Raw genomic sequence first — 18,776 nt, forward strand, 5'->3', positions numbered from 1 at the left:
TGCGCTTTAACAATTCGATACATGAGCTTCACGCAGAGCCCTTAACATGACGGCTATCGTGCAACCGTTCATGCGGATCTGACGTCGAGCTTACTCGAGCTTACATGAGGCTCATCGCCGGTCCGCTTCCAGGGTAATCCAACATGCTGATCAATTGCGCCGCCTATCAGGACGGCCGAAAACTGGCCGACATCGAGATCGACAACATCAGCGACTACGTGGCGCGGCCCGAGTGCTTCGTCTGGGTCGCGCTGAAAGACCCCGGTCCGGGCGAACTCGCGGTCATGAAGCACGAGTTCGGGCTGCATGAACTCGCCATCGAAGACGCGCAGAACGGTCATCAACGTCCCAAGATCGAGGAATACGGCGACTCGCTGTTCGCGGTGATGCATACCGTCGAGACAGACGAAAACGGCGATCTGCTGATCGGCGAAGTGGATGTGTTCGTGGGCAGCAACTACGTGCTGTCGGTGCGGCGCGGCACACGTGCCGGTTTCCAGAACGTGCGTGCGCGCTGCGAGCGCGAGCCGCAACTGCTCAAGGAAGGGGCGGCCTTCGTGCTGTACGCGCTGGCCGACGACATCGTGGACCGCTATTTCCCGATCATCGAAAACGTGAACGCGGAGATCGAGGAACTCGAAGACCGCATTTTCGACCGCAACGACTCGGCGGCCTCGCGCGCCATCATTCAGGATCTGTACTCCCTCAAGCGCCGTCTGGTGATCCTGCATCACCACATCGCGCCGTTGCAGGAAGCCATCAGCAAGCTCACGGGCGGCCGGATTCCCAGCGTGTGCGAAGGCATGCAGGCGTACTTCCGCGATGTCTACGATCACCTCGACCGCATCGTGCGCATCATCGACGGCCGCCGCGAAATGGTCGTTACCGCGGTGCAGGTCAATCTCGGCATGATCTCGCTTGCCGAGAGCGAAGTGACCAAACGGCTCGGCTCGTTCGCCGCGCTGTTCGCCGTGCCGACCATGATCGCCGGCATCTACGGCATGAACTTCCAGAGCATTCCGGAGTTGCATTACCAGTACGGCTATCCGATCTGTCTGGCGGTCATGTTCTCCGTCGACCTCGTGCTGTACTGGCGCTTCCGCAAGGCCGGCTGGTTGTAAAGCGTGTAAAGCCATAGGGTGAAAACTCACGGGCGGCAGATCGGCAGCGGGTTGCCAGACCCGCTCGCCGCCGTCTTCAAGGCTTGCGTGCTGCAAGTCTCGCTTTAACCAGCACGGCAACCCGCACCGCGACCTTCCCACGCGACCTTCCCACGCCCGTGTTGTCCCCGCTTGCACCGCGCGCAATAAAAGTCCAGCATAGGCGGCCCGTCGACGGCTGACCTGCCGCCGGCGGTCTATCCGCCAAGCACGGACCAAGCGAGGGACCTTTGCCACAACGCCGTCTGCCGGTGCACGCCGCATCCGCGCCGGACCGAATCGAACGACTGCGGGCAGCGGCGCACTTTGTGCGTCCAGTTGCACTGCAGCACCGCGTATCGTTGACAATTCGAACAGACTGCGCTGAGAATAGGCCACGCAAACGTTTGCGCGCAATTAAAAATACGGCTCCTTGAGCCGAGAAACCTGGAGATATGCATGAACCATCGCATTCGCCGCCGCGTGCTCGCGGCCGCTGTCCTCGCCACCGCGACCACCGCCTTGCCGTTTTCGTCCGCCTTCGCGCAGACCGCGCCTGCTCATAAGCCGAAGGTCGCGCTGGTGATGAAGTCGCTCGCCAACGAGTTCTTCCTGACCATGGAAAACGGCGCCAAGGATTATCAGAAGCACAATCCCGCGCAGTTCGACCTGATCACCAACGGCATCAAGGACGAAACCGACACCGCCAACCAGATCCGCATCGTCGAACAGATGATCGTCTCGAAGGTCGATGCGATCGTGCTGGCGCCGGCCGATTCGAAAGCGCTGGTGCCGGTCGTGAAGAAGGCCGTGGACGCCGGCATCATCGTGGTGAACATCGACAACCGCCTCGACCCGGACGTGCTCAAGTCGAAAGACCTGAACGTGCCGTTCGTCGGTCCGGACAACCGCAAGGGCGCGCAGAAGGTCGGCGACTACCTGGCCCGGAAGCTGAAGTCGGGTGACGAAGTCGGCATCATCGAAGGCGTGTCGACCACCACCAACGCGCAGCAACGCACGGCCGGCTTCAAGGACGCCATGCAGACCGTCGGCGCGAAGGTCGTCTCGGTGCAGTCGGGCGAGTGGGAAATCGACAAGGGCAACGCGGTTGCGTCGGCCATGCTCAACGAGTACCCGAACCTGAAGGCGCTGCTCGCCGGTAACGACAACATGGCGATCGGCGCGGTATCTGCCGTGCGCGCGGCAGGCAAGCAGGGCAAGGTGCTGGTGGTCGGCTACGACAACATCAACGCGATCAAGCCGATGCTGAAAGACGGCCGCGTGCTCGCCACGGCAGACCAGTACGCCGCCAAGCAGGCCGTGTTCGGTATCGACACCGCTTTGAAGGCGCTCAACGAGCACAAGAAGCAGTCGCAGTTGTCCGGCGTGGTCGAAACGCCGTGCGACCTGGTGACGAAGTAAGCCAGTCCAGCTAGCGCCACGCCCCGGCTCGCGGATTCGCCGGGGCGGCGGCCGATGCGGCGCCCGCCGAAGCGGCACATGTGGCGTAACCCCCTGAATTCGCGGCTATTCAATAAACGCTCAAGAAAGCTTTCGCGGCGCCGTTAATTCCAGAGGTAAGCGTCACGACGGCGGCTGCGCAGCGGGAGGGGGCGTGGCTGGAAGCGCCTCGCGCATAGTGCGCAGGGGCCGTCATGACACGTGGCTGTCGGGCGACGCCTCATACGAGCGCTGATCAATCTGCACATTCAGCGGCTCGCATGACGCGGCGCCGTCAGTCCCGGAACCAGGATTGCAATGGATTCAACCGAACAAGACACCTTGCCCGCCGTGCTGTCCGTCAGCGGCATCGGCAAGACCTATGCCGAACCGGTGCTCGCCGACGTGTCGCTGTCGCTGCGCGCCGGCGAGGTATTGGCGTTGACCGGCGAGAACGGCGCGGGCAAGAGTACGTTGTCGAAAATCATCGGTGGACTGGTCGAGCCGACGGCGGGCACGATGCGGCTCGGCGGCGCGCCCTATGCGCCGGGCAGCCGTACCGAGGCCGAAGCGCTCGGCGTGCGCATGGTGATGCAGGAGCTGAATCTGCTGCCCACGTTGTCGGTGGCGGAGAACCTGTTCCTGAACCGTCTGCCGCAGGCGGGCGCTTTCCGTTTCGGCTGGATCGACCGCCGCAAGCTGCGCGAAGACGCGCGTCTCGCGATGGCGCAGGTCGGCCTCGACGCGATCGACCCGGACACGCTTGTCGGCGAACTCGGTATCGGGCATCAGCAGATGGTGGAGATCGCCCGCAACCTGATCGACGACTGCCGCGTGCTGATCCTCGACGAGCCGACCGCGATGCTGACCGCGCGCGAAGTCGATCTGCTGTTCGAGCAGATCGATCGCCTGAAGGCGCGGGGCGTCGCGCTGGTCTACATCTCGCACCGGCTCGAAGAGCTGGCGCGGGTGGCCGAGCAGATCGCCGTGCTGCGCGACGGCAAGCTGGTGCACGTCGACGCCATGGCCAACCTCACGAGCGACCAGATCGTCACGTGGATGGTCGGCCGTGAGATCGGCGAGCGCATCGATCTGGGCGTGCGCAACATCGGCGCGCCGCTGCTGAAGGTGGACCGGCTGACGCGTGGCAAGGCGGTGCGCGAGGTGTCGTTCGAGGTGCGCGCCGGCGAGATTTTCGGCATCAGCGGGCTGATCGGCGCGGGACGTACCGAGCTGATGCGGCTGATCTACGGCGCCGACCAGAAAGACAGCGGCACGGTGATGCTGGCGCCGCAACCGGGCGCCGCGCCGCAGCCGGTGCAGATCGCTTCGCCGTCCGACGCGGTGCGCGCCGGCATTGCGCTCATCACCGAAGACCGCAAGGGCGAAGGTCTGCTGCTGCCGCAGCCGATCGCCGCCAACGTCTCGCTCGGCAACATCGGCAGCGTGGCGCGGCATGGCGTGGTGGATGCGAAGCGCGAAAACGCGCTGGCGCAAAAGCAGATCGACGCGATGCGTATCCGCAGCTCGGGACCCGGGCAGATCGTGGGCGAGCTGTCGGGCGGCAACCAGCAGAAGGTGGTGATCGGCCGCTGGCTGGCGCGCGATTGCGACGTGCTGCTATTCGACGAACCTACGCGCGGCATCGACGTCGGCGCGAAGTTCGATATTTACGGTTTGATGGGTGCGCTGGCCCGGGAAGGGCGCGCGCTCGTCGTGGTGTCGAGCGACCTGCGCGAACTGATGCTGATCTGCGACCGGATCGGCGTGATGTCCGCGGGAAGCATGACGGGGCTTTTCGAGCGCGACAGCTGGTCGCAGGATGCGTTGCTGGCCGCGGCTTTCGCCGGCTACCGCAGCCGCGAAGCGTTGCTGCACGCCCCCGACACCCATGAAGCAGGGAGTTTGTCATGACGGATCAATCGTTGCGCGAAGCATCGGAAGGCAAGCAGGGCGCAGGCAAGGCAGGCAGCGCGGGTAACACGGGCACGATCACGCCGCCCGCCGATCCCTCCGCGCCGCTCGCGAGCGGCAAACCGGCCGGCACGCGGCTGGGCTTTTCGAATTACCTGGGTCTGGCCGGCGCGTTGCTCGCCATGATCGTGCTGTTCTCGCTGCTCAGTTCGCACTTCCTGACGTACGACACGTTCAGCACGATCGCCAACCAGATCCCTGATCTGGTGGTGATGGCAGTCGGCATGACCTTCGTGCTCATCATTGCCGGGATCGATCTGTCGGTCGGCTCGGTGCTGGCGCTGGGCGCTTCGGTGGTGAGCGTGGCTGCGCTCAAGTGGGGCTGGGGGCCGCTGCCGTCCGCGTTGCTCGGCGTCGCCGCCTCGGCCTTGACCGGCACGGTGACCGGCGCGGTGACGGTGGGCTGGCGGATTCCGTCGTTCATCGTCTCGCTCGGCGTGCTGGAAGCGGCGCGCGGCATGGCGTACCAGATGACGAACTCGCGCACGGCCTATATCGGCGACGCGTTCGATTTCCTCTCGAACCCGATCGCGCTCGGCATCTCGCCGGCGTTCCTGATCGCGGTGGCGGTGATGATCATCGCGCAGCTGGTGCTGACGCGCACGGTGTTCGGCCGCTACCTGGTCGGCATCGGCACGAACGAGGAAGCGGTACGGCTCGCGGGTGTCAATCCGCGTCCCTACAAGGTAATCGTGTTCGCGCTGATGGGCGCGCTCGCCGGTCTCGCCGCGCTGTTCCAGATTTCGCGTCTGGAAGCGGCCGACCCGAACGCGGGCCAGGGCGTGGAACTGCAGGTGATCGCGGCGGTGGTGATCGGCGGCACGAGTCTGATGGGCGGGCGCGGCTCGGTCATCAGCACGTTTTTCGGTGTCTTGATCATCTCGGTACTGGCGGCCGGCCTCGCGCAGATCGGCGCGAACGAGCCGACCAAACGGATGATCACCGGCGCGGTGATCGTGGTGGCCGTGGTGCTGGACACGTATCGCAGCCGCCGCAAGCGGGTTTGAGCAGGCAGGACATACCGGGCAACACCGTGACCACACAGTAACGTATCGGACGAAGTCGAAGCGGGAATTGCGGTAAAGCGTAAGTTTTCATGGTTTTGGTCTGTCATTGATGAAGACGTCCGGCGGGTCGCCAGTTGGCGCGGCTGGCGGGAAAACAGGCAGGAGAGCAACAGGTTATGGCGACGATCAAGGATGTAGCGGCTGTGGCGGGTGTGTCGTTCACGACGGTTTCGCACGTGGTGAACAACTCGCGCCCGGTGTCGGCCGACGTGCGCGCAAAAGTCGAGCACGCGATCCGTCAGCTTCACTATGTACCGTCGGCGGTGGCCCGTTCGCTCAAGGCGAAGGCGACCGCGACGATTGGTCTGGTGGTGCCGAACAGCACCAATCCGTACTTCGCCGAACTGGCGCGCGGTATCGAGGACGGTTGCTCGCGCAACGGCTACTGTGTGTTCTTCTGCAATTCCGACGACGATCCCGCCAAGCAGCGTAACTATCTGCGCGTGCTGCAGGAAAAACGCATCGACGGCCTGATCGTGGCTTCCGCGGGCGACGACGCCGTGCTCGCGCAAACGCTCGCCGACGCGCGCGAGCCGCTCGTGATCGTCGACCGCAATATCGAGGGCTTGAGCGCCGATCTCGTGCAGATCGACCACGAGAAGGGCGCGTATATCGCCACGCGTCATCTGCTGGAACTCGGGCACGTGAAGATCGGCTGCATCACCGGGCCGGTTCAGACGGCGGTGAGCGCGATGCGGGTGCACGGTTTCATTCGCGCGATGACCGAGCGCGGCATCGAGATTCCGCCCGACGCGATCGTCGAAAGCGACTTTTCCGGCACGGGCGGCCATCGCGCGGCCGGTCAGCTGTTCGACACGGTTCGCCCGACGGCGATCTTCGCGGGCAACGACATGATGGGCATCGGCGCGCTGCGAGCGGCGGCCGAGCGCAACATCAGCGTGCCGCGCGACTGCTCGATCATCGGCTTCGACGACATCGAACTGGGACGCTTCACGTATCCGGCGCTTTCGACGGTCGGCCAGTCCGTGCGCGCGCTCGGCGACATGGCCGCGCAAACGCTGATCGAACGCATCGCCGGCACGGCAACCGGTAATCCGCGCGCGCCGGGCCGCCGCCGGGTGGTCTCGCCGCGCCTGATCGTGCGCGAATCGACCGCCACCTGGGCGGGCGCGGCGACGCGCAATCTGGCAGCCTGATCCCGGAGCGGCATCGGGCGCCGAAGCATCTGTATTGAAGGAGAAGTCAGTGGCAAGCAATGAAACGCGTGGGCGCGTCGCGGTAGTCGGCAGTCTGAACATGGATCTCGTCGCCCGCGCGCCGCGTCTGCCGCATCCCGGCGAGACCCTGGCCGGCCGTACGTTCGCCCAGGTGGCGGGCGGCAAGGGCGGCAATCAGGCGGTCGCGGCGGCGCGGCTCGGCGCGCAGGTGTCGATGCTCGGCTGCGTCGGCGCGGACGGCAATGGGGCGCAACTGCGCGCCGGACTCGAAGCGGAAGCCATCGATTGCGCGGCCGTCGAAACCGGCAAGGAAGCGACCGGCGTCGCATTGATCATCGTCGACGACGCCAGCCAGAACGCGATCGTGATCGTCGCGGGCAGCAACGGCGAAGTGACGCCGCAGACCATCGCGAGTCACGAGGCCGTGCTGGCCGCCGCCGATGTCGTGATCTGCCAGCTCGAAACGCCGCCGGACACGGTGCGTGCGGCGCTCGCCGCGGCGCACCGTCTCGGCAAGACCGTGATCCTGAATCCGGCGCCGGCGGTTGCTCCGCTGCCCGCCGACTGGCTGCCCCTGATCGACTATCTGATTCCCAACGAACTCGAAGCGGCAACCCTCACCGGTTTGCCGGTCGCCACACCGGAAGACGCGTCGAAGGCCGCCGCCGCGCTGCGTGCCGCGGGTGCGCGCAACGTGCTGGTGACGCTCGGCGCGCGCGGCGTGCACGCCTCGCTCGAGGGCGCGGCCGACACGCTGTACGACGCGCCGAAAGTGAACGCCGTGGATACCACCGCAGCAGGCGATACCTTCATCGGCGGCTTTGCGGCGCAACTCGCGCAGGGCGCGAGCGTGGATGCGGCGATCCGCTTCGCGCAGCGTGCGGCGGCGCTGTCGGTGACCCGCGCGGGCGCGCAGCCGTCGATTCCGACGCGCGCGGAACTGGACGTTTAAGAGGGCGTTGCGCCGGGCCGGCTCTCTTATCTGGCTCGCGCGCCTTTCGCCTGTTAGTACGCACGGTTCGTGCGGCTGGCCTGATCCCAGCTTCGCCGCACGTCAACGCGCGCTGTGCGGTTGCAGCGCAGCAATTCTCCCAGGCGCATTCCTGGCCGCCGCGTTCTTCAGTTGCGCTCCCCTCGACGCATCCCGCTTCGTAGCAGTTCGCGCCGCAACTATCCCATCCTCGAACCCGCTGCTGTCCACCGCAAAAAAATCCCCGGTTTTCCAGCTTTTCATCAAGCCCGTCAGCCGGTTGTAAATCCTTCCTGTTGCTTACAACCGCTTTCTTCATACTTGATAAATCCTTCAAGTCCGTCGTTCCAGTGCCGTAAACAAAATTAGAGCGCCGCATCCAAAGGCGCCACGCACGCAGACGCCACACGTTACCCCCAAGCGCTGCGTACGCAGCCTCTCATTTGTCAAGCACAGGAACAAGCATGTTGAACAAGGGCATCACGATCAAGGCGCGGATTGGCCTCACGATGGCTTTCCTCGCGGCGCTGCTGGTCGCCATCGGCGTATTCGGACTGTTCGGCATGAGCCGATCGAACGACGCGTACCGCGATACATTCACCAATGAAATGCCGAGCGCAGTCGACATCGGCAACGCTGAAATCTATGCGGCGCGCGAGCGTCTCGCGCTCGATCGTGCTGCCTTTCAGATCGGCACGCCCGACGCAGCCGCCACGCTGGACCGCGCGCGCGCGATGCGCACCACGTCGGACATGTGGTGGAAAAAGTATATGGACCTGCCGCGCGACGCCGACGAAGACCGTCTGGCGCAAACCGTGGTCGGCAAGCGCGACGCGCTGCATCAGCAGATGGACGCCTTCTCGGGCACCGTCGCAGCCAACGATCAGACAAAAATTACGGATGGCGCCAAACGTTTGCAGGCGGTCTACAACGACCTGTCCGAAGCCGACGACGCGCTGCGCAAGTATCAGTTCACCTCGGCCAAGGACGGCTACGACTCGGCGCAAAGCAGCTTCTCGACGTTCCGTACGGTCAGCGTCATTGCGCTGGTGCTCGGCGTGATCGCGGCGGTCGTGTCGTACCTGACGCTCAGCCGTGCAATTGCCCGTCCGCTCGACGAAGCACTCGGCCATTTCGATGCGATCTCGGCAGGCGATCTGCGCCGCCCGGTGGTTATCACCTCGCGTGACGAAATGGGGCAACTGCTGGAAGGCATCGCCAAAATGCAGCGCAGCCTCACCGAAACGGTGCGTACGGTGCGCAGCGGCAGCGAATCGATCGCGACCGCCACGCGTCAGATCGCGGCGGGCAACATCGATCTGTCCTCGCGTACGGAAGAACAGGCGTCGGCGCTGCAGGAAACCGCGTCGAGCATGGAAGAACTCACCGGCACGGTCAAGCAGAACGCCGACAACGCTCGTCAGGCGAGTTCGCTGGCGGCCAATGCATCGGAGATTGCCAACAAGGGCAGCGCCGTGGTCGGCCAGGTGGTCGGCACGATGGGCGACATCAACCAGAGTTCGGCAAAAATCGCCGACATCATCTCGATCATCGAAGGCATTGCCTTCCAGACCAACATTCTGGCGCTGAACGCGGCCGTGGAAGCGGCGCGGGCAGGTGAAGAAGGCCGTGGCTTCGCGGTGGTGGCAGGCGAAGTGCGCAGCCTCGCGCAACGTTCGTCGGCGGCGGCCAAGGAAATCAAGGAACTGATCGACACGTCGGTGGAACGCGTGCAGTCGGGTTCGGCGCTGGTGGACGAAGCGGGCCGCACGATGACGGAAATCATCGGCGCGGTGCAACGCGTGACCGACATCATGGGCGAGATCGCAGCGGCGTCGGAAGAGCAGAGCAGCGGCATCGACCAGGTGGCGCGCGCCGTCACGCAGATGGACGAAGTCACGCAGCAGAACGCCGCGCTGGTGGAAGAGGCGGCTGCGGCAGCCTCGTCGCTCGAAGACCAGGCCGGCAAGCTGCGTACCGCCGTGGCGGTGTTCCAGCTCGAAGAAGGCGGCTACAAGGCGGCACCGGCCGCGCCGAAGCGCGTCCCCGCGCCGGTGCGCCACGCCGCGCCGCGCAAGGTGACGCCTGCGGTAACGCATAGCCCGGCGGCCAAGGCGCCTGCCGTCGCGCCGGCTGCTTCACACGCCACTTCGCACGCCGCCGCGCCCATCAAGGCAACGGCGAGCGCGGGCAGCGATCAGGACTGGGAAACCTTCTGATCGGCCATAGGGAGCACGTCGAACGCCGCACGAGCGGGCGTTCGACGATGGCGCGCTGAATTGCGTCAACTCGCCGAGCTCCATATTGCAACATTCGTTCCTGCCGACCGGGTGCATGGCGACTCACGCTGCGTCGAGTTCACCTTTTGCACACATCATTGCCTGACATTCGAAGACCGCGATTGCGCATGCAATCGCGGTCTTTTTTCATGGTTTGCGCATAGGTTTCGCACAGGCTTGCGCGATGCGGCACCGGCCGATGCCCTGGCAAGCGTCCTGATCCGGTACATTGACGCACACGCCTTTGCATGCTCCCCTTAAACCCGCGCCGCAATCCATTGCTCAACGCGCCAGCCACACAGGACCGACATGACGCCAAACGACCTCGCGCACCGCCTCGTCGCCGCACGCCGGGAGCATCGCCCGATCGATACGCTCGCCCCCGACAGCCTGCCGCCCGACGCGGCCACCGCCTACGCGATCCAGCAAGCCGTGATTTCCGGCCTCGGCGAGGCGACCGGCGCGTGGAAGATCGGTGCGAAGGCGCCGGGCGGGGCCGCCTCCGGCGCGCCGATCCCGGCCTCGCTGGTGCAGCCGTCGCCGGCGCGGATCGGACACGACAGCTTCTTTCGCGTGCTGGTGGAACTGGAGATCGCCTTCCGCTTCAGCGAGGCCATCGAGCCGCGTGGGCGTGCCTATGCGCGCGACGAGGTGCTCGCGAAGGTGGGCGTCGTGCTGCCGGCCATCGAGATCGTCGATAGCCGTTTTGCCGAGTGGCCCAACGTCGCGCCGCTCGCGCAACTGGCCGACGCGCAGAACAACGGCGCGCTGATTACCGGCCGTCCGGTGGCGTATGCGGGCATTGCTCGTGGCTTCGATTTCGTTTCGCCCGAACTGGAACTGACGCTCGACGGCCGCTCGCTGGTGCCGGAAGCCACCGGCAACCCGGCCGGCGATCCGCGCGAACTGCTGGTGTGGATCGTCAACCATTGCGCCGCGATGGGCATCACCATCGAACCGGACTGGACGCTCACCACGGGCTCGTACGTCGGCGCCCATAGGGTGGAGAAGGCCGGCATCGTGCGCGGCCATATCGACGGTCTGGGCGAGGTCGAGATTGAACTGACATGAAGCGTCGAGCGCGCTCGCGCGGCCGGGTTGTAACCGCGCATTACACAGCGTGCGGTCCGGTGTCGATGTGAATGTAAAACGGCTGCCATGTGCAGCCGTTTTACATTTGAAGCAGCCGTGGGCGCATCGGTGCTGCATCTGTCATGGGCGACTCGCCGTATACACCTATTGAGTCGCGAGTCGCGGCGGTCGTCATTCAGTCATACACGCGACTGACCCTTCGGACGACGCGGTTAATTCCGATTCATTCGACCCAACCGGTGCGTAGTGACGCGGAACAAAAAGGCGCGCGCGCAGACGAACCGCATGAGTGTGACAACGAACACAGGGATCGACCCAACATGTAACACGCGCGATTTCGTGTAGACCCAATCGATGCACAGCGCGTTATGGAAAAAAGGCGTACGGTGCAAACGCATGACGTCGAGGCTCTTTGCAGCAAAGTGTGCGCATGCAGACGTGTTGCGCCATGCCGCAGTGGGATCGTTCGATGAACGAGACGATTTGCGCAACGGAGCATTGCGCCGCGAGCGCGACGACGATGACGACGATGCGGCCGGCGTAGCGATTTCGTGCGGCGACTCGACGTTGTAACACGCGAGCGCGACCTCGCCGCCACCCGAGGGCGACATGAATGCAGCAGGTGTGTGCGGTAAAGCAGTAAAGCGGTAAAGAAGTAGAGCGGGCGAAGTGAAGCAGACGGGAGAGAGTTGGCGAGTTTTGCGAACGCCGGTGTGAGCGCAAGATTGTAGGTGACCGAATCTGTGTTTCCAAGTGAGGAATGTTGGGAGGCGGGTACGGCGCGATTTTCGCAACGTAGTTCGTGAAAAAAAATTTAAAAGGGTTTAGGATGAATTCGAGCGATGTCGTTTCCGAATAGCGCGCCGCGCACGACATCGGTCTAGACTTCGGCGAGGAGGTAGCATGGATATCTACAGCAGTTTCGCGACCCGCTTCGAGAAAACGCGAGAAGATGAACTCTCGCTCGAGGAGTACCTCGCGCTCTGCAAAGACAATCCCGCCGCGTACGCCACGGCTGGCGAACGCATGTTGACGGCCATCGGGGAGCCGGAACAGATCGACACTCGTAATGATCCGCGCATGTCGCGTATCTTCGCGAACAAGGTCATCAAGGTATACCCCGCATTCCGTGAGTTCTACGGAATGGAAGAGGTGATCGAGCAGGTGGTCGCCTACTTCCGGCACTCGGCCCAGGGGCTCGAAGAAAAGAAGCAGATTCTGTATCTGTTGGGTCCGGTCGGCGGCGGTAAATCGTCGATCGCGGAACGTCTGAAACAGCTCATGGAACGCGTGCCGTTCTATTCGATCAAGGGCTCGCCCGTGAACGAATCGCCTCTCGGTCTGTTCGACTACGAGGAAGACGGTCCGATTCTCGAAGAACAATACGGCATTCCACGCCGCTACCTCAAAAGCATCCTGAGTCCGTGGGCGGTGAAACGCCTGCACGAATACAACGGCGACATCCGCAAATTCCGCGTGGTGCGTCGCTATCCCTCCATTCTTCGCCAGATCGGTATTGCCAAAACCGAGCCGGGCGACGAGAACAATCAGGACATCTCGTCACTGGTCGGCAAGGTCGATATCCGCAAGCTCGAACAGTACGCACAAGACGACGCCGACGCCTATAGCTACTCCGGCGGTTTGTGTCTCGCGAATCAGGGCCTGCTCGAATTCGTCGAAATGTTCAAGGCGCCGATCAAGGTGCTGCACCCGCTGCTCACCGCCACTCAGGAAGGTAACTTCAAGGGTACGGAAGGCTTCGGCGCGATTCCGTTCGACGGCGTGATTCTGGCTCACTCGAACGAATCGGAATGGAAGGCGTTCCGCAACAACCGCAACAACGAAGCACTGCTCGATCGGATCTTCGTGGTGAAGGTGCCGTACTGCCTGCGCTACGGCGAAGAAATCAAGATCTACGAGAAGCTGCTGCGTAATTCCTCGCTGGCCAACGCGGTTTGCGCGCCCGGCACGCTGAAGATGATGGCGCAGATGTCGGTGCTCACGCGCCTGCAGGAGCCGGAAAATTCGAGCCTGTTCTCGAAGATGCAGGTGTACGACGGTGAGAACCTGAAAGACACCGATCCGAAGGCCAAGTCGTATCAGGAGTATCGCGATTTTGCGGGCGTGGACGAAGGGATGACCGGCGTGTCGACCCGTTTCGCCTTCAAGATTCTCTCGCGTGTCTTCAACTTCGACTCGACCGAGGTGGCGGCCAATCCGGTGCATCTGATGTACGTGCTCGAACAGCAGATCGAACGCGAGCAGTTCCCGCCGGAAACCGAACAGAAGTACCTGTCGTTCATCAAAGACGTGCTGGCGTCGCGCTATGCCGAGTTCATCGGCAAGGAGATTCAGACCGCGTATCTGGAGTCGTATTCCGAGTACGGTCAGAACATCTTCGATCGCTACGTGACGTACGCGGACTTCTGGATTCAGGATCAGGAATTCCGCGACCACGACACCGGCGAGAGCTTCGACCGCGCGGCATTGAACGCCGAGCTGGAGAAGATCGAGAAGCCGGCGGGCATCAGCAATCCGAAGGACTTCCGCAACGAGATCGTGAACTTCGTGTTGCGAGCGCGTGCTGCGAATGGCGGCAAGAATCCCGCTTGGGTCAGTTACGAGAAGCTGCGCGTCGTGATCGAAAAGAAAATGTTCTCGAACACGGAAGAGCTGTTGCCGGTGATCTCGTTCAACGCCAAGGGTTCGGCAGAGGAGCAACGCAAGCACGAAGACTTCGTCAATCGCATGGTGACGAAGGGCTACACGCCGAAGCAGGTGCGCTTGCTGTGCGACTGGTATCTGCGCGTGCGCAAGTCCTCATGATCCGCACTGCGTGCCGCTCGCGCGGTCCGACCGCGCGAGCACCTTGCGAGACGCAGGTTGCGTGGACATAGCAGGGCGTTAGCGGGCATGCCTATGCGATGTGCGTCTCGCACACCGGAAGTTAGTGCGGTTGCATGAAAGCGGAACCGGCGTCGACATTTCTGTTCCGCTTCACTTGCACCGCATCAGGGCCGGCGTAAAGCGCTCGGGCGCGAACGCCGACCGACACTGGAGACCGGGCGTGCTTCATCAAATCATCGACCGCAGGTTGGCTGGTAAGAACAAAAGTATTGCGAATCGCGAGCGCTTTTTGCGTCGCGTCAAAAACTACATTCGTCGCGCCGTGTCGGAAGCGGTCCGCGACCGCAGCATCAAAGATATCCAGAACACCCAGAGCATCACCATTCCGCGCAAGGACATTGCCGAACCTTCGTTCAGGCACGGCCCGGGCGGCAAGCGGGAAATGGTGCATCCGGGCAATTCGGACTACATCCGCGGCGACAAGATCCAGCGCCCGCAAGGGGGCGGCGGCGGAGGCGGGGGCAATCAGGCCAGCAACGAAGGCGAGGGTCAGGACGACTTCGTATTCGAACTGAGCCGCGAAGAGTTCATGCAGTACTTCTTCGACGACCTCGAACTGCCGCGTCTCGTCAAAACCCATCTGATGGCCGTGCCCACGTGGAAGAGTATCCGCGCCGGCTGGGCCGCCGAAGGCACGCCGAACAATATCGACGTGGTGCGTTCGCTGCGCAGCGCGCTCGGCCGGCGGATCGCGCTCGGCGCGCCGCTCGTCAACCAGTTGCACGAGATGGAACGGCAACTGGAGGTGATGAAGGCCGACCCCGACGACCGTCGCGAAGAAATCAAACTGCTCGAAGAAGAAATCCACCATTTGCGCGGGCGCATCTGGCGTATTCCGTTCATCGATCCGTTCGATCTGCGCTACGTGAATCGCGTCAAGCAGCCCACGCCGTCGAGCCAGGCGGTGATGTTCTGTCTGATGGATGTGTCCGGTTCCATGGACGAGCAGCGCAAGGATCTCGCCAAGCGTTTCTTCATCCTGCTGTATCTGTTCCTCAAGCGTAACTACGAAAAGATCGAGGTGGTGTTCATTCGCCACCACACGCGCGCCGAGGAAGTCGACGAAGACACCTTCTTCCACTCGACGGAAAGCGGCGGCACGGTGGTCTCGAGCGCGCTCGAACTCATGCAGAAGGTGATGGACGAACGTTACTCGCCGACTGAATGGAATATTTACGGCGCTCAGGCTTCGGACGGCGACAACTGGACGGACGACTCGCCGAAGTGCCGCAAGATACTCTCGGATGACATTCTCGAGAAGGTGCGCTATTTTGCGTATATTCAGGTCACGCCCGAAGAGCAGAACCTGTGGCTCGAATATGCGCAGCTGGCGCTCAGCCAGCCGCACATGGCAATGAAGAAGGTGGAAACCGCGGCAGATATCTACCCGGTGTTTCGCGAATTGTTCGAAAAGCAGGCGGCGAATTCATGACGTCGAAGCCCCTGCACGACGAAGTGCGCGGCGAGCCGGAAAACGGCGCGCCGGCGCGCGGGAAAGGCGTGCCGCAGCAGCAACAGTCGGGGCATGCCGAGGCCGGAGCGGACCACGCTGGTACCGCCACCGCCGGAGCAGTCGACACCGCCGCTGCAGCACGGGGACACACCGGAACGCCTAAAGAAGGGCAAAGGGAAGTCCGTATGAACGTAGCCGATAGACGGCCTCTGCCGTGCCCGTCCGACTGGACCTTCGAATTGATCGAAGAGTACGACTCGCATATTGCCCGTGTTGCAGAGCAATATGAACTCGACGTCTATCCGATCCAGCTCGAACTCATCAGCGCCGAACAGATGATGGACGCTTACGCGTCCGTCGGCATGCCGGTGAACTACCGTCACTGGTCGTTCGGCAAACACTTTCTCTCCACCGAAAAAAGCTACCGTCGCGGGCAGATGGGGCTGGCGTACGAGATCGTCATCAATTCCAATCCCTGCATCGCGTATCTCATGGAAGAGAACACCATGACGATGCAGGCGCTGGTCATCGCGCACGCGGCGTACGGGCACAATTCGTTCTTCAAGGGCAACTATCTGTTCCGGCTCTGGACAGACGCGCACGCCATCATCGACTACCTCGTCTACGCGAAGAATTACATTGCGGAATGCGAGGAGCGATTCGGGCTCGACCGGGTGGAAGAACTGCTCGACTCGTGCCATGCGCTGATGAATTACGGCGTGGACCGCTACAAGCGTCCGCAGAAGTTGTCGCTGGAGAAAGAGTTCGCGGCGCGCCGCGAACGCGAGGCGTATCTGCAGTCGCAGGTCAACGAATTGTGGCGTACCTTGCCGACGCGCCACACGCCCTTGCCGGAAGAAATCGAAGAGCGTTATCCGCCCGAGCCGCAGGAAAACCTGCTGTATTTCGCGGAGAAAAACGCGCCGCTGCTCGAACCGTGGGAGCGGGAAGTGATCCGCATCGTGCGCAAGGTCGGGCAGTATTTCTATCCGCAGCGTCAGACGCAGGTCATGAACGAAGGCTGGGCGACGTTCTGGCACTACACGCTGCTCAACACCATGTACAACCAGGGCAAGCTGGAAGACGGCTTCATGATGGAGTTTCTCCATTCGCACAGCAACGTGGTGTATCAGCCGCCGGTCACGAAGCCGTACTACAGCGGCATCAATCCGTACGCGCTCGGCTTTTCGATGATGAGCGACATTCGCCGCATCTGCGAAACGCCTACCGACGAAGATCGCAAATGGTTTCCGGAACTCGCGGGTAGTCCGTGGCTGCCGGCCATGCACTACGCCATGCGCAACTTCAAGGACGAGAGTTTCGTCGCGCAGTATCTGTCGCCGCATCTGATCCGCGAAATGCGCCTGTTCTCCGTGCTGGACGACGACATGCGCGATTCGCTCGAAGTCTCGGCCATTCACGACGACAGCGGCTATCAGTACGTGCGTCAGGCTTTGTCGCGGCAGTACGACATGCATCACCGCGAGCCGAATATCCAGGTGTGGGCGGTCAACACGCGCGGCGACCGGAGCCTGACCCTGCGGCATTTCATGAGCGACAACCGCCATCTCTCCGGCGACAGCGACGAAGTGCTCAAGCACATGGCGCGCTTGTGGCAATTCGACGTGTATCTGGAAAGCGTCGACGAAAACGGCACGGTGCGCAAACGCTACGACTGCCGTTACGTGCCGCCGGCCGTCAAGCTCTAGCACTCAATCCATTTCATTCGGCCGTACCCGGAAAGCCAGCTCTCGAGCTGGCTTTCTGCTTTTGCGCGGGCTGGTGCGTTGCAGCATCGATCTGTCTGTTGTCTCATCGTTTTCCTGACAAAATCCCATCCTGGCCTTGCGATTCTGTAAAATTCGCGCCGCGCGCGGATTCGTCCGGCGCGCGCCCAGAAGGCGGCACATCGACCGCTATCTCCAGTCAATGACAAGGAAAGACACAGCATGACCGACCTGACCGACCAAACCGTGGCTTCCGCCCACGACACGCGGCGCCGCATCTTTGCGATCGTCGGCGCCTCATCGGGTAACCTGGTGGAATGGTTTGATTTCTACGTATATTCGTTCTGTGCGCTGTATTTCGCGCCGGCATTCTTCCCGAGCGGCAACACCACCACGCAGTTGCTCAACACGGCCGGCGTGTTTGCCGCGGGCTTCCTGATGCGCCCGATCGGCGGCTGGTTCTTCGGCCGTCTCGCCGACAAGCACGGCCGGCGCACCGCGATGATGGTGTCGGTGTTCATGATGTGCGGCGGCTCGCTGGTGATCGCCGTGTTGCCCACGTATGCGCAGATCGGCGCGCTGGCGCCCGCGCTGCTTCTGCTCGCGCGCCTGTTCCAGGGCTTGTCGGTGGGCGGCGAGTACGGCACTAGCGCCACTTACATGAGTGAAGTCGCGCTCAAGGGCCGGCGCGGTTTCTTCGCGTCGTTCCAGTACGTGACGCTGATCGGCGGACAACTGTGCGCGCTGCTGGTGCTCGTGATCCTGCAGCAGACGCTCTCCACCGAGGAACTGAAGGCGTGGGGCTGGCGCGTGCCGTTCGTGATCGGCGCGATCGCCGCGCTGATCGCGCTCTACCTGCGTAAATCGCTCGACGAAACCACCACCGCCGAGACGCGTCAGCGCAAGGAAGCGGGCACGCTGCGCGGTCTGTGGGCGCACAAGGGCGCGTTCATGACGGTGCTCGGCTTCACCGCCGGCGGCTCGCTGATCTTCTATACGTTCACCACGTACATGCAGAAGTATCTGGTGAACACGGCCGGCATGCACGCCAAGACTGCCAGCAACGTGATGACTGCCGCGCTGTTCGTCTACATGGTGATGCAACCGGCGTTCGGCGCCTTGTCCGACCGCATCGGCCGTCGTCGTTCCATGCTGTTCTTTGGCTTCTTCGCGACCGTCGGCACCGTGCCCTTGCTGCACGCGCTGAAAGACGTGACGAGCCCGTATGCGGCATTCGCGCTGGTCGTCGTCGCGCTCGCGATCGTCAGCTTCTATACGTCGATCAGCGGTCTCATCAAGGCCGAGATGTTTCCGCCCGAAGTGCGTGCGCTCGGCGTGGGCCTGTCGTACGCGGTGGCCAATGCGATCTTCGGCGGCTCGGCTGAATATGTCGCGCTGTGGCTGAAGTCGGTGGGCAGCGAGTCGACGTTCTACTGGTACGTCACGGCGCTGTGCGCGATTGCCGGCCTCGTGTCGCTGCGCATGCGCGATCCGTCGAAAGAGGGCTATCTGCGCCACGAGCCCTGAACCGCCGTTCCGGTTCAGGACGG

General features: G+C 63.0%; 12 protein-coding genes. All 12 read left to right on the plus strand.

The genetic code is table 11. From position 1 onward, the window contains the following. The first annotated feature begins 143 nt into the window (after nt 1-143). Nucleotides 144-1,121 carry a magnesium/cobalt transporter CorA gene (gene corA / locus P3T18_RS22910; protein WP_429302250.1) on the plus strand — a complete coding sequence of 326 codons (978 nt, stop codon included), beginning with the start codon at nt 144-146 and terminating at the stop codon, nt 1,119-1,121. A gap of 477 nt (nt 1,122-1,598) precedes the next feature. Further along, nucleotides 1,599-2,561: a sugar ABC transporter substrate-binding protein gene (locus tag P3T18_RS22915; RefSeq protein WP_429302251.1), complete on the plus strand. Its 963-nt coding sequence runs from the start codon at nt 1,599-1,601 to the stop codon at nt 2,559-2,561. Between the two features lie 336 nt (nt 2,562-2,897). After that, nucleotides 2,898-4,493, plus strand: a complete 1,596-nt coding sequence (locus P3T18_RS22920; RefSeq protein ID WP_429302252.1) for a sugar ABC transporter ATP-binding protein — start codon at nt 2,898-2,900, stop codon at nt 4,491-4,493. Next, on the plus strand, nt 4,490-5,560 hold the full coding sequence (locus P3T18_RS22925; RefSeq protein ID WP_429302253.1) for an ABC transporter permease: 1,071 nt from the start codon (nt 4,490-4,492) through the stop codon (nt 5,558-5,560). The genes P3T18_RS22920 and P3T18_RS22925 overlap by 4 nt, the downstream gene beginning before the upstream one ends. A gap of 176 nt (nt 5,561-5,736) precedes the next feature. Further along, nucleotides 5,737-6,777, plus strand: coding sequence for a LacI family DNA-binding transcriptional regulator (locus tag P3T18_RS22930; RefSeq protein ID WP_429302254.1), 1,041 nt, complete (start codon nt 5,737-5,739; stop codon nt 6,775-6,777). A gap of 49 nt (nt 6,778-6,826) precedes the next feature. Further along, the gene (gene rbsK, locus P3T18_RS22935; RefSeq protein ID WP_429302255.1) at nt 6,827-7,750 is read left to right on the plus strand and encodes a ribokinase; all 924 of its coding nucleotides are present in this window, start codon (nt 6,827-6,829) and stop codon (nt 7,748-7,750) included. 482 nt (nt 7,751-8,232) lie between these two features. Further along, nucleotides 8,233-9,987, plus strand: coding sequence for a methyl-accepting chemotaxis protein (locus tag P3T18_RS22940; protein ID WP_429302256.1), 1,755 nt, complete (start codon nt 8,233-8,235; stop codon nt 9,985-9,987). A 369-nt stretch (nt 9,988-10,356) separates the two neighbouring features. Continuing rightward, nucleotides 10,357-11,118 carry a 2-keto-4-pentenoate hydratase gene (locus tag P3T18_RS22945; protein WP_429302257.1) on the plus strand — a complete coding sequence of 254 codons (762 nt, stop codon included), beginning with the start codon at nt 10,357-10,359 and terminating at the stop codon, nt 11,116-11,118. A 924-nt stretch (nt 11,119-12,042) separates the two neighbouring features. Then, complete coding sequence (locus tag P3T18_RS22950) at nt 12,043-13,965, plus strand: PrkA family serine protein kinase (RefSeq protein WP_429302258.1); 1,923 nt, start codon at nt 12,043-12,045, stop codon at nt 13,963-13,965. A 241-nt stretch (nt 13,966-14,206) separates the two neighbouring features. Further along, nucleotides 14,207-15,478, plus strand: a complete 1,272-nt coding sequence (locus tag P3T18_RS22955) for a YeaH/YhbH family protein (protein WP_429302259.1) — start codon at nt 14,207-14,209, stop codon at nt 15,476-15,478. Next, on the plus strand, nt 15,475-17,208 hold the full coding sequence (locus P3T18_RS22960; protein WP_429302260.1) for a SpoVR family protein: 1,734 nt from the start codon (nt 15,475-15,477) through the stop codon (nt 17,206-17,208). The genes P3T18_RS22955 and P3T18_RS22960 overlap by 4 nt, the downstream gene beginning before the upstream one ends. A gap of 240 nt (nt 17,209-17,448) precedes the next feature. Next, nucleotides 17,449-18,753 (plus strand): MFS family transporter, encoded by a 1,305-nt coding sequence (locus P3T18_RS22965; RefSeq protein ID WP_429302261.1) that lies wholly within the window; start codon nt 17,449-17,451, stop codon nt 18,751-18,753. Nucleotides 18,754-18,776: the final 23 nt, after the last annotated feature.

Source organism: Paraburkholderia sp. GAS199, from assembly GCF_050436585.1.
In the GTDB taxonomy this organism is placed as follows: Bacteria; Pseudomonadota; Gammaproteobacteria; order Burkholderiales; family Burkholderiaceae; genus Paraburkholderia.

Bases quoted from the DNA above. Each gene is read 5' to 3' on its own strand.
- P3T18_RS22945 (WP_429302257.1), top strand. From the start codon at position 10,357: ATGACGCCAAACGACCTCGCGCACCGCCTCGTCGCCGCACGCCGGGAG.
- P3T18_RS22940 (WP_429302256.1), top strand. From the start codon at position 8,233: ATGTTGAACAAGGGCATCACGATCAAGGCGCGGATTGGCCTCACGATG.
- P3T18_RS22950 (WP_429302258.1), top strand. From the start codon at position 12,043: ATGGATATCTACAGCAGTTTCGCGACCCGCTTCGAGAAAACGCGAGAA.
- P3T18_RS22920 (WP_429302252.1), top strand. From the start codon at position 2,898: ATGGATTCAACCGAACAAGACACCTTGCCCGCCGTGCTGTCCGTCAGC.
- P3T18_RS22915 (WP_429302251.1), top strand. From the start codon at position 1,599: ATGAACCATCGCATTCGCCGCCGCGTGCTCGCGGCCGCTGTCCTCGCC.
- P3T18_RS22960 (WP_429302260.1), top strand. From the start codon at position 15,475: ATGACGTCGAAGCCCCTGCACGACGAAGTGCGCGGCGAGCCGGAAAAC.
- P3T18_RS22925 (WP_429302253.1), top strand. From the start codon at position 4,490: ATGACGGATCAATCGTTGCGCGAAGCATCGGAAGGCAAGCAGGGCGCA.
- corA (WP_429302250.1), top strand. From the start codon at position 144: ATGCTGATCAATTGCGCCGCCTATCAGGACGGCCGAAAACTGGCCGAC.
- P3T18_RS22965 (WP_429302261.1), top strand. From the start codon at position 17,449: ATGACCGACCTGACCGACCAAACCGTGGCTTCCGCCCACGACACGCGG.
- P3T18_RS22930 (WP_429302254.1), top strand. From the start codon at position 5,737: ATGGCGACGATCAAGGATGTAGCGGCTGTGGCGGGTGTGTCGTTCACG.